Raw genomic sequence first — 15,861 nt, 5'->3', positions numbered from 1 at the left:
GTCCGGCATCTTTCCCCTAACTCACCTGGTCCGTCGCCGGGCAGCAGCAACCGCTACCGCCGCCACCATCAACGCAAGACATGCCGCGGTGACGGTGAAGACGATCCTGCGGGCCCGCACATTACCTGGATCAGGTTGCGGTGGCCCGCTGATCGGTGAAGAGGCAGTGACATCGCGACCGTCGGCCGCAGGTGGGAGCTGGTAGGTCAGTGCCGCGACTGGGTCCACAACTCCGTAACCCGTGGCCTGGTTGGGTCCATTCCCGGGAGTACGGGCGGTGCGTTCAACGAGATCTTTGACCTCGCCGGCGGTCAGACCGGGATACCGCGACCGGATCAACGCCACCACACCCGAGACGAACGGCGCCGCGAAGCTCGTTCCGTTCAGCGGAGCGAGCCCCTGCTGGCCGAGCTGTCCATTGCTCAGTCCGGGCCCGCCCGGATCCAGGGAGGTGACCCGCTCCCCCGGGGCGGCCACCGCCACCCACGGACCGTGGAGGCTGAAGTCAGCGGGAGTGGCCGAGGTGGTCACCGCGCCGACCGTCAGGACATAGTCGGCGAACCAGGCCGGGCTGGCAATGGTGCTGACACTGTTCCATCCGTTGTGCAGCGGTTGGTTCGGATCGTTCATGTTGTTCTGCGCGTTGCACATGCTCTGGCTGTTGAAGTTGCCCGCAGCAGCCACCACCACGACATTGCGTTCGTAGGCGTATCGCACCGCGCGTCCGAGTTCGCGGTCGTCCAACCCGGCCGAAACGGGCGCGCAGGCCACCTCGGACAGGTTGATCACCGTGGCGCCGAGATCCACCGCGCGGGTGATCGCAAGCGCCAGGGTGTGCGTGTTGCCGTAGCCGATCGACGTCGCATTGGGATCGTCGTTCTGGCTGCTACTCGTGCCTGCGACGCTGTAGGCACCGCTGTTCTGGCGAATGGACAGGATCGCGGCCTCCGGGGCTACCCCGGCGAAGCTGTCACCGTCGGCGGGGACCGCAGCGATGATCCCGGCGACCAGGGTGCCGTGCGCATCGCAGTCGACAAGGCCGTCGCTGCTCGACACATAATCGCCGCCGGGCTCGAGCGCGGGCAGTCGCGGATGACGGTTGACGCCCGTGTCGATCACCGCCACCTTCTGCCCCGCGCCGCGGGAAAAGCGCCAGGCCCGGCGATATTCGAGCATCGCCTCGGCGCTGGTCTGTTTGGTGAAGTCGGTGCCCGGCAGCACACCGGTGGGAATACCGCAGATCGCCTTCAGTTCGGTGGGCTGCGCCGGTGCGACGGGCCCACTCGGCGGCGGACCGGGTTCGACGACGGGCGGTGTCACGGCACCGGCCGGGGGTGCTCCGAAGCCGGCCACGGCGACCGTCACGATGACCGTCGCGACTGCCGCGCACCGTCGGGCGCTCACTACCGGCCCAGCCGTTCGTACAGCCCCAGCGGCCACAGTGCCAGCGGTATCACCGCCGCCACGGCCAGATACTCCAGATAAACCGCAGCCATGTGCAACCGGCGGATCTGCGGGGCAGCCGGTAATACCGCGCCCACGCCGCCGACTGCCAGCGCGGCGAGCACGACCACGCCGGTGAGCTGCAACGGCCACCCTCCGGTCTGGGCCTGCACGCAGGTGATCAGCGCGAGCCCCAGGGCGGGCACCGCTAGCGCAACCCGCTCCGGCCAGGTGGCCGCCCGGCGGGCGTGCAACGCCGGCACCGAGGCGCAGATCAGAGCGAAAGCGAATGCCGGCCAACCTGTCTCGACCCGCATCAGCGCCGTCGCGGCGATCAGCGCCACCGTTGCCGCGCCGGCCAACAGGCCCGACCGGGTCAGCACAGCCGAGTGCACCCTGGCCCATACCTGCTCGGCGCTCGGCATCGGGGTGCCCGAAGGGACCTGTCCTGCCGACGTCGTGAATGGGTCGTCGGTACGTGATGTGTCGGCCGACGCCACCGGGTACTGGTCGAGCCGCGCCGTCAGCCCCGGCACGGCCAGGCAGCCGAACACCGCAACCACCGCGACGACCGTGGCCACAGCCGCGACGGGCGCGCCCGATGCGCGGCCCGCGAACGCCACCGTCCCGAAGCCCAGGACGACCGCCGCCGCGACGTACGACCAGTGGCCCGCACCGATCACGCGGTAACAGATCGCGGTGAGCCCCAACAACACTGCGCATCCGCAGGCCAGGCCGATCGCCCCGCGCGGCGCGGCCAGCACCCAGGCCGCGGCGGCACCGATGGCGATCACGGGCGGCCCCACCGCTGCGGCGATGTCGGCCCGGGCCAGCGTCCGGCGCACGAGTGCGCCGCCTGCGACCAGCGCCGCGATCGTCAGCGCCGCCGCGCCCATGACCACCGGCCGGGGCGCCGACAATGCGGGCGCCAGCAGGAGCACCACCCATACCGCCGAGCACAGCCACAACCCGGCGAAGGCCATCGTCTGCGCCGCGGTGGCACTCCAGGCCGCGTATGAGGCTCGGTTCAGCCGGGCGGCCGCGTCCACCACATCGTCGTACAGAGTGGGTGGGGACAACGCCCGGCGAGCCGAGAGATGCAGCAGTTCACCGTTTTCCACACCCGCGGCGCGCAGAGTCCGATCGGGCTCCAGCGCACCGGCTCCGCCGGCACGGCTGAGCACCCAGAACGTCCGTCGCTCGTCGCGGTCGGCCAGGTCGTCGTCGCGTTCGGCGTCGCGGGATTTGACCAACCGGGCCAACTCCGGCAGGAACGCCGCCACCGGGACATCGGCCGGCAGCGCGACATCGAGTTGGGTGCGACCGCCCACCACCGACACCCGGATCGCCTCGGGCGCCGCGGATACCACGTGCAGCTCGCGAAGCTCCTCGACCCCGGTCACAGGTCGGGCATCCGGGACAGTTGGACCACGCCGCTACGGGTGGTCCGGGAAACCAGCATGCCGCGGCCGGGAGGCATCGGGCCGGCCTTGTATCCGCCGAACAATCCGCCCTCATCTCTGCTGCCGCTCATCACCAAACCGTTGCAGGACAGGTCTTTCAGACGCCCGATGATCGGATCCATCATCGCCCGCCCGGCACCACCGCTGCGTCGGACGACCACGACGCGCAGACCGATGTCACGGGCCTGCGGCAGATACTCCACCAGCGGTCCGAGCGGATGGCTCAGCGATCCGCCGGGTATCAGGTCGTAGTCGTCGATCATCACGAACAGATCCGGCCCCGACCACCAGGAGCGTTCCTTGAGCTGCTGCTGGGTGATGTCGTCGGGAGGCAGGCGATCTTTGAGCGCACCGGCCAGTGCTGTCATCAGATCGTTGCAGGACTGCGGGGCCGTGGCATAGCCGCCGAGGTATTCGTCGGGGACGACACCGAGCATCGAGCGACGGAAGTCGACCAGGATGATCTTGGCCTCGACAGGGCTGGCGTTCTCCATCACACCGGCTGCGATGTTGCGCAGCAGACCGGTCTTTCCGCACTCGGTGTCGGCGAAGGCCACCAGGTGTGGCTGGGAATCGAAGTCCAGTACGACGGGGGCCAGTTCTTCTTCGTTGATACCGATCGCAATTCGGGCCTTGCTCAACTGCCCGGCATCGCGGGCCACCCGCACGACGTTGTCGCGGTTCACGTCATGCGGCAGCATCCGCACCTTCGGCGCCTCGCGATCCTGATAGTGCGCGCGCACCGCCTCGACGGCGCCGGCCACCCCGGCGGGCAGATCCTCCACCGCAGAACTGGAGTCGAGCCGGGGCAACCCGATCAGGATGTGCAGCCGCTCGGAGTTGATGCCGCGTCCGGGCCGCCCGATCGGCACCAGCTCAGCGGACCGCCGCGCCACCTCGCTGTCGATCGGGTCGCCCAGACGGAGCTCGACCCGGGTGCCGAGCATGTCCTTGACCGCAGGCCGGATCTCCATCCAGCGCGACGCCGTGATCGCCACGTGCACGCCGTACGACAGGCCCTGGATGGCCAGCGATTGGATCACCGGGTCGAGTGTCTCGAAGTCGCTCTTGATCGACGCCCAGCCGTCAACGACAAGCACCACGTCGCCGAAGTTGTCCTGGCTCAACGGATCTTGCGCGGCCTCGGCCGGCGAGAGCGTGGCCAGCCGTGCCTTGCGCTGACGGAAATCCCGCATGGATTCGATACCGAGTTCACGGAACAGTTGCTCGCGGGACCTCAGGACCCCGGCCACCTCGGCGACGGTGCGCCGAATCGCGTCGGCGTCCATCCGGCCGGCCACCCCGCCGACGTGCGGCAACTTGGCCAGGCTGGTCAGGGTGCCGCCGCCGAAGTCCAGACAGTAGAACTGCAACTGCTCGGGACTGTGGGTCGCGGCCGCGGACAGCATCAGTGTGCGCAGTGCGGTGGACTTGCCCGACTGCGGCCCCCCGACCACGGCGACATTGCCCTGGGCGCCGGACAGGTCCACCATGAGCACGTCGCGGCGCTGATCGTAGGGTCGATCCACCACGCCCATCGGCATCCACAACCGGCCGTTGACGTTGGCCGGTGCCGACCAATCCGATTCCGGCAGCAGTTCGTTCACCGCGGGGCTGTCGTCGAGCGGCGGCAGCCACACCTCGTGGGCGGGCCTGCCGTGGCCGCGCAACCGGCTGACCACCATGTCCAGCAACGTGGTCTTGCTAGGTCCGGAACTCGCCCTTTCCGGCTCGACCTCCGCAACATCGTGCGGCAACGGCATTCTCGCGGGTACCGGATCCTTCTTGACCGGTGTCGCGGTGAACAGCTTCGGCGCCAGCGCCCCCAACTGGGTCACCCGCCCGGTGCGCGCCGATATCCGTGGTTTGACGTAATCCCCCGAGACATAACACGCGTTGAACCGGATGGGTTCGGAGGCATCGCATTTCAGGAACGCCGAACCGGGCACGCTGGGTAGGTGGTACGCGTCGGGGACCCCGAGCACACTGCGCGATTCACCGGCCGAGAACGTCTTGAGACCGATCCGGTAGGACAGGTGCGAGTCCAGGCCACGCAGCTTGCCCTCCTCCAGGCGCTGTGAGGCCAGCAGCAGATGCATGTGCAGGGAGCGGCCCAACCGGCCGATCATCACGAACAGCTCGGCGAAATCCGGTTTCTGGGAGAGCAGCTCGGAGAACTCGTCGACCACGATGAACAGTGCGGGCAGTGGATCGAGGTCGGCACCCGCGGCCCGGGCGCGCTCGTATTCGGTGACGTTCGGGAAGTTTCCGGCGGAGCGCAGCAGTTCCTGGCGGCGGTTCATCTCACCGGCCAGTGCATCGCGCATGCGGTCCACCATGGTCAGCTCGTCTTCGAGGTTGGTGATGATGGCCGCGATGTGGGCGATGCCGTCCAGGCCGAGGAACGTCGCCCCGCCCTTGAAGTCGACCAGCACCAGGTTGAGCTGCTCGGGCGAGTGCGACGTGATCATCGAAAGCACCAGGGTGCGAAGAAATTCCGACTTTCCCGATCCGGTCGCGCCGATACACAGCCCGTGCGGGCCCATCCCGCCCTCGGCGGCCTCCTTGATGTCGAGTTCGATGGGCTGACCGTTCGGGGTGATACCGATCGGCACCCGCAGACGCTCGCGCGGGGATCGCTGCCTCCACACCTGCTCGGGCACGATCCCGGCGGCGTCGGGAATCTTCAGCAGCGACATCAGGCCGGGGTCGACCGCCCGCGAATCGGCTTCCAGGCTGACGATGTGCGCGGCGTTGGCCGGGCGGTAGCGCCCGATCCGCCGGGCCGTGGTCTCGGCTTCGGGGATCGTGATCGTGTCCGGGGTGGCGAATCGTTCGACGCCCACCGCGGTGCGCGCGGCCACGTCATCACCCTCGACAACCAGCTGCAGGCTGCGGCGGGCCGAGCCGCCCGGGCGCAGGCCGTTGAGGTCGAGCAGCGTCACACTGTCCAACCCGGCATCGGTGACCAGCTGCTCGTCGCCGGTGACGAATCCGTCGTCGAGCACGACCACGAGTTGTTTGAGTCCCTGGGTCGGTTGCGCGTTGCGGGTGAACCGGCCGCGTTCGGCCAGCTCCGCCGAGAGTGCCGTCTCCATCAGCTCCAGCGTGGGGAACAGCAGCCGCATCGAGCCCATGCCGTCGCGGGTCGACGCATGTTGCGCGTGCGGGAGCCATTTCACCCAGCTCCAGCTCTCACCATCCGGGTTGGCCGTGACGATCGCCACCTGCACATGGTCGGGTCCGTGAAAGGCGCACAGTTCCAACACCATCGAGCGCACCAACTGCCGTGCGAGCGTGCGTTCCCCTTCGAAGCTGATGGTCGGAAACGCCCGCAGCGACACCGCAGTCGGCAGCGCGTGCACCACGGAATGGGTCTTGACGAACCGGCGCAGCGCCACGGTCGACACCGGTTCGAGGTCCTCGGGCGGGCCGGTCTCGGGCGCCATCAACCGGGTCGCCAACCGGTGGGTCCCGATACCGACCCGGATGTGGCAGTAGTCCGCATCGCTGGGCCGCCGCTCCCACATCCGCCGGGTGCCCACCACATCGGTCAACGCCCGCGGATCGGGATGACTCCACTCCAGTGCCGTACGTTGTTCGGCCCCGGTGGTATCGGCCTCCTCGCGAAGATTCGCCAGGTAACTGAAGTAGTCCTTGCGTTCCTCGTTGAGCTCGGCGGCGGCTTTGCCATTGCCCTTCCCGCCGCCCATGAACATGCCGACCATCGACATGATCATCATCATCGGGAAGAGCAGGAACATCGGGCTTCTGGCCATGTCGCGGCCACCGACGGTGACCATCAACGCGATCATGCCGATCACCGCGACCAGCATCACGAACGGCATGAGGCGCATCGCCAGGTTGCCCGGGATGGACCGCGGAACCTCGGGCGGTGGGGCCAGGCTGACCTCGCCACCGGGCATCCTCGGCGGCGCCACCCGAAGTCGGCGGACGAATCCCTGCGTACTCAACCTGCCCTCCCCGGAAGCTACGGAGCCGGATGCTGGGTATTGTTCGTGTCGAGCAATCCCATTGCGCAGGAGGCCGACCGGATTGTGACCCTACTTGAGTCAGAGCTCGAACCCGAAGCTGAACCCGAACTCAGCCGGCTGACGCTGGTCGTCGGCGAGCTGAACCTCGACGTCGGGCTGCCTGCACACGTCAGCATCGCCCAGTACATCCCCGATGTCATCGATATCGCGAATGAACAGATCTCCGCGAATGACGCGATCATCGAATTTGACGCTGCCGACGGGCAGTGGACGCTGGCCCCGCTGGGCGGCGCACCGATCGCCCCGCACCTCTCACTCGGCGAGGCAGGGATCCACGACGGCGATCTGCTGATGATCTGCGCGGCAAACCAGCCGGTCAGTCCACTGCTGTTCGACGACGTCGACGACACCCAGGACGTCGAGCAGGGAGCGGTACGTCGCTGGTTCGCCGGCAATGCGCCCACGTTGGCCGGCTTCGGGGTCACCGCGGCCGCCGCCGTCACGCTCGCTTCGGTGTTGTCGCACTGGGCAGGCCGGCCCGCGGTGCCCGCAGCGGTGCTGGCCCTCGGCGTGTTGGGGATGCTGCTGGCCTGCCTGGTCGCGCACCGGTCGCCGGTCACCGCAGCACCGGCCTGGACCACCGCCGTGTCGGTCCCGCTGGTCTTCGCGGGAGCACTGTTCGTGGTGCCCGACGGTTCCGGCACCACTTCCCTACCGATGGCGTTCGCCCTCACCGCGTTCGGTGCCCTGCTGGTGCTCCTGGTTTCGGGAACCGGATCCGCCGTGTACACCGCGATCATCGCGGCATGCATTTTCGGCGGCGTCAGTTCTGCGGCAATGTTGCTGTGGCAACCGCCCTTCCGCACGGTGGGCGCTTTGCTCGCAACCATTGCCGTTATCGTCGTCTACCTCGCCCCGCGGGTGACGATCGGCTTGTCGAAACTGCCGATCCCGCGGGTTCCGACGGCAGGCGAACCACTCGACGACATCGAGACCCAGGGCGGCCCCACCGTCGAGGGCGTCAACGCGATCGGCAAGCAGATCATCCCCACCGAAGAGGATCTGATCAGCCGGGTGCGGCGGGCCAACCAGCACCTCACCGGCATTCTGGTCGCCGCCGCACTGGCCGCCGTGGTGGGCTGCTACCTGGCGGTGGATGTCAGCAATGGGTTCTATTGGCAAGGGACGGTTTTCGCCGTCATGGTGGCGACAGTGCTGTGTCTGCGCGGCCGCGGCCACCATGACCTGGTGCAATCGGCGACACTGATCGGCAGCGGGTTGACGATCGCGGTCGTCGTGGTCCTCAAGACCGCGGTGACCGTCGAGGGTTGGCAGGTCCGAGCGGTGGTCGTGCTGCTCGCACTGATGGTGCTGATCCTGGCGTGCGGGCTGGCCGCGCCATTGCGCGAGTTCTCTCCGGTGATGCGCCGTCAGGTCGAGATACTCGAGTACATCGCCGTCGGATCGCTTTTCCCACTGTGCTTCTGGATAATCCGGGTCTACGCGTTCTTCCGCGAGATGCGCCTGTAGAACGGCTGGTCAGCCCGCCGACACCTTCGTGCTGTCCGGGTCGGCGGCCATGCCGTCGTGCGCGACGAGCGCCGCCTCCTGCGACAGTTCCGGCCCGGGCGGTAGCAGCGATACCACCGGCCACGGCGCCCACTGCGGCGCATTGGCGGGGCCGTCGGGAACCTTGACTCCACCGACCCCCAGCGCCTCGGCTGTTGGCGAATCCTTGATGTGGTACCGCACTCCGGTGTCGGAGACGTAGAACAACTGTCCCGTCGAGCGGCTGTCCGGGTCGTTGCCGGTCGCCTGTACATACTCCCCGGCCCCTGGGGTCAGGTACACCGAGTCCACCGCCGGCCCGCTGCCGTCGGCACTGGCCAGCCGGACCGTCTGCGCCCCCTCTGCGGTGGGCAGACGGTGCCCGATCAGCAGCCGCACCTCGGCCCGCGCATCGGTGTTGGACCGCTGCCAGCCCATGCATGCCACCCGATCGGGATTGGGCGACACGATCCGGGGGGACACCAGCGGGTAGTGGTCGACCGGCAATCGGTGCACGGTCGGCACCTCGGCCAGCGTCGCCGGGGAGATCTCGGCGGCCTGCCCGGTGGCCACCTCGCCGGACGCGCCGTATCGGATGATGTCGGCCGTGGCCTGCGACACCGGCTGCAGACCTTCGCGTAACACGACATAGAGCTGTTCGCCGCGGGAGTCGACCGACTTGACGATGGCGCCGACGGGATGGTCGGGCCCCAGCGGTCCGGGCTCCCCCGAGCCTTGGATCTGCACCGGCATGATCGGATCGGCCAGGGGGAAGGTGTTGAGCAGCGACAACGACATCGGCCGGGTAGCCGCCCCTTGGAGGTGAAGTCCGTTGACCAGCACCGGATCTGACACGTCGATCGGAGCCCGCACGCCGCGGTAGACCAGGTAGGTGGTCCCGCCGGTTTCGGTGAGGATCGCCTCGGCGGGATCGACCGGGCGGATTGCGTCATCGAGCACCGGGTCGTTGGCCAGCACGGTGGTCTGCAGGCTGGGGGCGCCGGTGGTCTCCGTGACGGCCGGGCTCAGCAGGTTGTCGCAGACGGTCCACGACGACTTCGCCATGTCGTCGCCACGGTTGATGCTGGCGGGCGCACCGACGATACCGACCATGGGGCCCCGGGGTACGGCGTCGAGAAACTTGTCATCGACCTGCTTGGGGCTGTCGTTCTTGCCGACGATCAGACGGGCCGACGCCAGGTTCAGCACGGGATGGATCTGGTCGCCGATCCGCACGAACGGCGCACCGCTGGACTTGCTCAGCACGATCTGCGCATCGCCGAGACTGGGAGCGGGCTTGAAGAACGCCATCACGGCCGCCGCCCCGGTGATCAGGACAGCGATCACCGCCCCCACGATCAGTGCCCGGGTCTGGCCCCGCATCGGGTCATGGATCATCCGCGAATCGCCCCGGATGAGCGCGTGCTCGAGCCGGCGGAGCAGGAAACGGTAGCCGTTCACCTGGGCGCGAGTGGTAACTTGCGCTGGCATGCGTAGGGTATAGCACGTCCGCACCACCTCGACATGACAACCGAGGGGCCATTTGAAATGCGATGCGTCCATTGGCTTTCGCAGCAAAGCTGACCGCCGCCGGCGATACCGGTCCGCAGCGGGTCGTCCCCCTGGCCGACCTGATCGCCCTGCAAATACTCGTCGTCGTCGGCATCGTCGTCGCGCTGGGGCTGCACCGACCCGGCTGGCAGGGCGCGGTCGCGGGTCTGGTGATCGCTTTGCTGCTCGTCGCCCCGATAGCCAAAGGCGCGACAGCGCCTCGGGCGCTGGCGGTGCGCGGGAGGTTTCTGCGTAATCGACGACGGCGCACAGCTAAGCGCACCGGTAAGACCGGGCCCGCTTCCCTACCTGTCGACCCGTTCGACGTTCCCACCCCCGACGGTCTACAGATCGGATTCCGTTGGAATGGCGCGACTTTGCTGTCGCTGCTCAAGATCGACGAAAACCCCAGGGCTCTGACGGTTTTGGAGCCCGGGGTCACCGTTTCCGGCGAGATGGTCCCGGTGCAGGCCCTGCTGGACTGCCTACGCCAGTTCGACATCACGCTGGAATCCATCGACATCATCAGCCAGGGCGCCCGCTCGGCCGGCCACACCGATGTCGCCGCGGTGTATGACTCCGTGCTGGGGCCGCTGCCCGCGATTGCGCAGCGCACCGTGTGGATCGCCGTGCGGTTCAACCCGTCACGTTGCGCAGAGGCCGTCCGGCGCCGAGGTGGCGACCGCGACGGCATCCTGCGCGCCGCGACCACCGCCACCCGGCGCGTCGCCAATCGCCTGGCCGAGGCGGGCCTGCAGCCCCAGTTCCTGTCTGCGAGCGGCATCGCGGCGGCGACCAACCAGCTCAGCGACGGGGTGGGTCTCGGCACGGTCGAGGAGACCTGGGAGGACTGCCGCGAAGGTCAGTTCCGCCTGTCCAGCTTCGCCGTGCAGCCGAACATGCTGACCACGGCCGGCCTGGGGTTGTTGTGGACGGTGCCCAGTTACTCCACCACGGTGTGCCTGTCGCTGCGTGAGGCCCCCGATCACGGCGGCGAACAGGACGTGGTCCAGGTGCGCGGACTGGTGCGCTTCGACAGTGACGTGCGCGTCCCCACCCAGCTGCGTGGTCTCACGCCGCTGCACGGCCAGCAGTTCTCGGCACTGGCCGCCACCCTGCCGATTCCGGCTGTTCCCGGGGCTGGGCAGATCGAGCACTGGGCGTCCGGCCTTCGTGTCGACGCGCTGAGTGAGCTGGCGCTGCCCGCCTCAGGCTGCGGTCAGGTGATCGGCGCAGACCAGGAGGGACGTGCGGTGGCACTGCCACTGTTCGGTCCGCAGATCCGCCGCGTGGAGATCGTGGGAACCCTGCACCTGGCCCAACAGGTGGTGCTGCGCTCGCTGGCGCTGGGTGCCCGGGTGCTGGTCCACAGCCGGCGTCCGGCCTTCTGGCGCGACATGGTCGAGGCGGTCGGGCGCCATGACCTGCTGTGGGTCGCCGACTTCAATCGGCGCACCATCCAGGCCGGCGCGGAGCGCAACTACACCGTCGAGGTGTTCGACGGCGTACCGGAGCAGTCGGTGCGGATCGGGGTCACGGCCATGGTCGTCGCCCCGCCGAACACCCGGGCATCCGAACAGGCCGACGTGGTGCTCGACCTGATCTCGCTGGAACACGACACCGTCAAGGTCAGCACCCAGGCCGGCTCGGCGGTCGTCACGATGGTCGCCACCGACGACGAGATGCGTTATCTGAGAGCATCCGCAAACAGCATCGACTGAGGTAAAGGAGTGATCGTGGTCAATCCGCTTCCCCGCAACCTGGCCATCCTGGTGGTGGTGCTGGGCCTGGCCGGCTACTGCGTGAGCTTCGGACCGGCGACCGCCGGTGGTGGCAACGACTGGCACGTCCGGTTCGCCGTCCTGGCGGGCCTGACTGCCGCTCTCGGATTGATGCCCAAGCAGACCGGCCGCCCATGGCTTACCGTCCTCCTGGCCGCTGCGGGTTTCCTCGACGCGCTGTCGCGCGTCGTGACCGATCAGTCCGGGTGGGTGCTGACCACGATCGTGATACTCAACGGATTACAGATGGCGGCCGCCGCCGCGGTCCTGTGGCTCACGCCGGAGCCGACGGCGGCCACCGCCGACGGCGGGTACGAGGCCTACCTCGACTACTACAACCAGGCGGTGCAGCAGTACTACCAGCAGAGCGCTGTGGCACAACCGGATTCGGCGCAGCGCAGCGCCTACGGGCAGGCCTATGGCCAGGCTTATGCCCAGTCCCACGCCCAGGCGCCGGCGACACCTCAGTACGGCGATTACGCCGATCTGCTGTCGCCGCAACAGGATTACGGTCGGGCCGCGGCCGCAGCGCCGGCCCAGCCCAGTGCGTCCGTCGCCCCGCCGGGGCGCGCCGGGGCCGGACCGGCCCAGTCGCCCGTCCCGCACGTGCCGCAACGCGCCGACGAATCAGCGCGGCCGGGTCAACCGATGTAGCAGCCAGGCGAAGGGGACCGTGACCACCAAGGTCACGAGGAACAACACGGTCGCCGAACCGGTGTACACGTTCCAGCCCAACACGAACTCCATCACCAGGTCCATGGCGACCACGTGGAGCAGGAAGATCTCGTACGAAATCTCGCCGAGGGCGACCATCGGCCTGCTGCCCATCACCCGCGCGTAGAGTCCGTCGCCGTCCAGCGCGAGCGGTGCCACCACCAGCGTGGCGATCAGCACGTAGAACATTGTCTTGGCCACGTCCTCGCCCAGGCCGAGCGTGAGCGCCGTGGTGGTACCCGCGATCGGGGTCGAGACCACCAGGTAACAGGCCAGGGCCAGGGGCAACGCCGCCATCGCGTAGCAGCGCGCGCCCATCCTCGCCAGTACCGCCAGCATCATTCCCCCGACGAACCAGACCAGATAGTGCGGTAGCCAGGCCCCGCCGCCCACCGGCAGCCAGTCGGTGTTGTGCAGCAGCACCAGCCAGAGCGGGCTGATCGCCGCCAGGCCCGCCAACCCGACCAGCAGCAGCACCGGCCGAAAACGTCTGCGACACAACACCACCAGCAACAGATAGGCCAGCAGCGGCAACACCGCGTAGAACGCGACCTCGACCGCGAGGCTCCACATCTGGCTCAACCCCTGGTGCAGGTAGGCCGTGAAGTAGTTGTCGCTGTAGATCTGGGTCAGCGTCAGATTGCGCAACAGGCCTGTCCAGGTGTGCCCGGGATTCGGTTGCACGGGCCGGAGTTCGTAGATGCCATAGACGAGCAGGACGGTAACGACGTAGGCGGGCATGATGCGGCGGAACCGATTCCGCACATAGCGCCGGGTGCTCGGCGCATCGGCGGCTGTGGCGGCGGCCTGCACCCAGGGACGGAACAGCAGCAGCCCCGACAGCACGAAGAAGATTGCCACGCCGACCTCGAGGCGTGCGCTCATCAGGCCCACGTATCCCTGCGAGAGCAGACCGGTGCCGTACGCCGCATGGGTTCCCATGACGGTCAGCGCCGCCACCGCGCGCACCCCGGTGAGCCCGGCGATCCGATCCGCGTGCGAGACCTGTTCGAGCCCGCCCTGATCATCCTCCGTGATCATTGGTCGGCCCGCCTCCGCCCCTGAAGCCATTTGGCCATTCTGCTGCGCGCACCACCATTCGCGTTGTTGCATCGCGGTGTGGGTGAAGAGGTCCGGAACACCGAGTTCAGCCGCGCGCACCGGCAGGAGTACCGGCGCAAGGTACAGCTGTGCCTGGACGTATTCGAGACCATGCTGGCTCAGTCGAGTTTCGAGTTCGAGCGTCCGCTCACCGGCATGGAGATCGAATGCAACCTCGTCGACAACGAGTACCAGCCCGCGATGACCAACCAGGAGGTGCTCGCCTCCATCGCCGATCCGGCCTATCAGACCGAATTGGGCGCCTACAACATCGAATTCAACGTCCCACCACGTCCACTGCCGGGCCGGGCGGCGCTGGACCTTGAGGACGAGGTGCGGCGCAGCCTCAATGCCGCCGAGATCAAGGCCAGCGAGGACGGCGCGCACATCGTGATGGTGGGCATCCTGCCGACCCTGATGCCAGAGCATCTGTCCGACGGCTGGATGAGCCAATCGACGCGGTATCAGGCCCTCAACGACTCGATCTTCACCGCCCGCGGCGAGGACATGCCCATCGACATCTCCGGACCCGAACGCCTCAGCCTGCAGTCGGCGTCCATCGCACCAGAGTCCGCATGCACCAGCATGCAGTTGCACCTGCAGGTGTCCCCGGCCGACTTCGCCCGCAACTGGAATGCCGCCCAGGTGCTGGCCGGGCCGCAACTTGCGGTGGGCGCCAACTCGCCCTATTTCTTCGGCCATCAACTGTGGGCCGAAACCCGCATCGAGCTGTTCACCCAGTCCACCGACACCCGACCCGATGAGCTCAAGGCTCAGGGCGTGCGGCCACGGGTCTGGTTCGGCGAGCGGTGGATCACCTCGATCTTCGACCTGTTCGAAGAGAACGTCCGGTACTTCCCGTCGCTGTTGCCCCAGCTGTCCGATGAGGACCCGGTGGCCGAGCTCGCGGCGGGGCGAGCACCTCAGCTGGCCGAGCTGCGGCTGCACAACGGGACCATCTACCGGTGGAACCGCCCGGTCTATGACGTAGTGGACGGCGTCCCCCACCTGCGCGTCGAGAACCGCGTATTGCCCGCCGGCCCGAGCGTCGTGGACATGCTGGCCAATGCGGCGTTCTATTACGGCCTGCTGCGGACGCTGTCTGAGGAGGACCGGCCGCTGTGGACCAAGATGAGCTTCGCCGCTGCCCACCACAACTTCGTCGAGGGCGCCCAACACGGCCTGGACGCGCGGCTGTACTGGCCCGGTCTGGGCGAGGTGACACCGGACGAATTGGTGCTGCGCAGGCTGCTGCCGATGGCGCACGACGGGCTGCGCCGCTGGGGTGTGGCCGGGGAGGTGTGCGACCGCTATCTGGGGGTCATCGAAGGCCGGGCGAAGACCGGCCAGACCGGGTCGACCTGGCAGGTCGCGACAGTGCGGGACCTCCAGTCACGGGGGTTGACCAGGCCCGAGGCGCTGGCCGAGATGCTGCGGCGATATGTGCAGCTGATGCACAGCAATGAGCCCGTCCATACCTGGGATTGAGACGCGTACGTTGGAATCATGTCATCTGAACAGGTTCTGGACTGGGACGGCGCGTACAAGGGGGAAGCAGGTTTCGAGGGTCAGCCGCCGTGGAATATCGGTGAGCCACAACCCGAGCTTGCGGCGCTGCACCGGGCCGGAAAGTTCGAGAGCGATGTCCTCGACGCGGGCTGCGGGCATGCCGAGCTGTCACTGGCACTGGCGTCCGACGGATACACCGTCGTCGGGCTCGATCTGAGCCCGACAGCGATCGCCGCGGCCAACAATGCCGCGCAGGTGCGCGGGCTGTCGACGGCCAGTTTCGCCCAGGCCGACATCACCTCGTTCACGGGCTACGACGGCCGCTTCAACACCGTTGTGGATTCGACCCTGTTCCACTCCCTTCCGGTCGAAGGCCGTGACGGATACCTGCAGTCGATTCGCCGAGCCTCCGCGCCGGGTGCGCACTACTACGTGCTGGTGTTCGCCAAGGGCGCGTTCCCGGCCGAGTTGGAGACCAAGCCCAACGAGGTGTCCGAAGAAGAGTTGCGCGCCGCGGTATCGAAGTACTGGGAGGTCGACGACATCCGGCCGGCCTTCATCCACGCCAATGCCATGGCACTGCCCGCCGATGTCCCCTTCGAGTTGCCCGAACACGACCTCGATGACAAGGGCCGGATCAAATTCCCGGCATTCCTGCTGACTGCGCACAAGGCAGGCTGAGGCCACCACCCTTTGGTGTTCGCGTGAGTAACGCACTGGCGGAGATCCGCGCCCAGAATCGCCACAGCGTTACTC

The 15,861-nt window shown here is 67.9% G+C and carries 10 protein-coding genes; 5 read left to right on the top strand and 5 right to left on the bottom strand.

Annotated elements, in window-relative coordinates; translation table 11 throughout:
- Positions 1 to 21: 21 nt before the first annotated feature.
- Genes mycP through eccCa form a run of 3 tightly spaced genes read right to left on the bottom strand, consistent with a single transcriptional unit; the run spans position 22 to position 6,880 of the window.
- Complete coding sequence (gene mycP / locus ACZYZF_RS18805; RefSeq protein ID WP_463836473.1) at positions 22 to 1,404, bottom strand: type VII secretion-associated serine protease mycosin; 1,383 nt, start codon at positions 1,402 to 1,404, stop codon at positions 22 to 24.
- Positions 1,404 to 2,846: a type VII secretion integral membrane protein EccD gene (gene eccD, locus ACZYZF_RS18800; protein WP_463836472.1), complete on the bottom strand. Its 1,443-nt coding sequence runs from the start codon at positions 2,844 to 2,846 to the stop codon at positions 1,404 to 1,406. The genes mycP and eccD (ACZYZF_RS18800) overlap by 1 nt, the downstream gene beginning before the upstream one ends.
- Entirely contained in the window at positions 2,843 to 6,880 is a 4,038-nt protein-coding gene (gene eccCa, locus ACZYZF_RS18795) for a type VII secretion protein EccCa (protein ID WP_463836471.1), read from the bottom strand. Before eccCa ends, eccD (ACZYZF_RS18800) begins: the two co-directional genes overlap by 4 nt.
- Positions 6,881 to 6,925: 45 nt before the next feature.
- On the opposite strand from eccCa, the gene eccD (ACZYZF_RS18790) reads away from it, so the two are divergent.
- On the top strand, positions 6,926 to 8,431 hold the full coding sequence (eccD, locus tag ACZYZF_RS18790) for a type VII secretion integral membrane protein EccD (RefSeq protein WP_463836470.1): 1,506 nt from the start codon (positions 6,926 to 6,928) through the stop codon (positions 8,429 to 8,431).
- A 9-nt stretch (positions 8,432 to 8,440) separates the two neighbouring features.
- On the opposite strand, the gene eccB is transcribed toward eccD (ACZYZF_RS18790), so the two are convergent.
- Complete coding sequence (gene eccB / locus ACZYZF_RS18785) at positions 8,441 to 9,940, bottom strand: type VII secretion protein EccB (RefSeq protein ID WP_463836469.1); 1,500 nt, start codon at positions 9,938 to 9,940, stop codon at positions 8,441 to 8,443.
- Positions 9,941 to 10,002: 62 nt separating this feature from the next.
- Here eccB and eccE point away from each other — a divergent pair, with 62 nt between their 5' ends.
- Positions 10,003 to 11,721, top strand: a complete 1,719-nt coding sequence (gene eccE, locus ACZYZF_RS18780) for a type VII secretion protein EccE (RefSeq protein WP_463836468.1) — start codon at positions 10,003 to 10,005, stop codon at positions 11,719 to 11,721.
- 15 nt (positions 11,722 to 11,736) lie between these two features.
- The gene (locus ACZYZF_RS18775) at positions 11,737 to 12,435 is read left to right on the top strand and encodes a DUF5336 domain-containing protein (protein WP_463836467.1); all 699 of its coding nucleotides are present in this window, start codon (positions 11,737 to 11,739) and stop codon (positions 12,433 to 12,435) included.
- On the opposite strand, the gene ACZYZF_RS18770 is transcribed toward ACZYZF_RS18775, so the two are convergent.
- Positions 12,409 to 13,566, bottom strand: coding sequence for an acyltransferase family protein (locus tag ACZYZF_RS18770; protein WP_463836466.1), 1,158 nt, complete (start codon positions 13,564 to 13,566; stop codon positions 12,409 to 12,411). The two genes, ACZYZF_RS18775 and ACZYZF_RS18770, sit on opposite strands and share 27 nt — an antisense overlap.
- 48 nt (positions 13,567 to 13,614) lie before the next feature.
- On the opposite strand from ACZYZF_RS18770, the gene ACZYZF_RS18765 reads away from it, so the two are divergent.
- The gene (locus ACZYZF_RS18765) at positions 13,615 to 15,084 is read left to right on the top strand and encodes a glutamate-cysteine ligase family protein (RefSeq protein ID WP_463836465.1); all 1,470 of its coding nucleotides are present in this window, start codon (positions 13,615 to 13,617) and stop codon (positions 15,082 to 15,084) included.
- A gap of 18 nt (positions 15,085 to 15,102) precedes the next feature.
- Positions 15,103 to 15,786 (top strand): class I SAM-dependent methyltransferase, encoded by a 684-nt coding sequence (locus ACZYZF_RS18760; RefSeq protein ID WP_463743852.1) that lies wholly within the window; start codon positions 15,103 to 15,105, stop codon positions 15,784 to 15,786.
- Positions 15,787 to 15,861: the final 75 nt, after the last annotated feature.

The organism is Mycobacterium sp. IDUB_24, from assembly GCF_055419385.1.
This window is presented reverse-complemented; position numbering and strand designations above follow the sequence as displayed.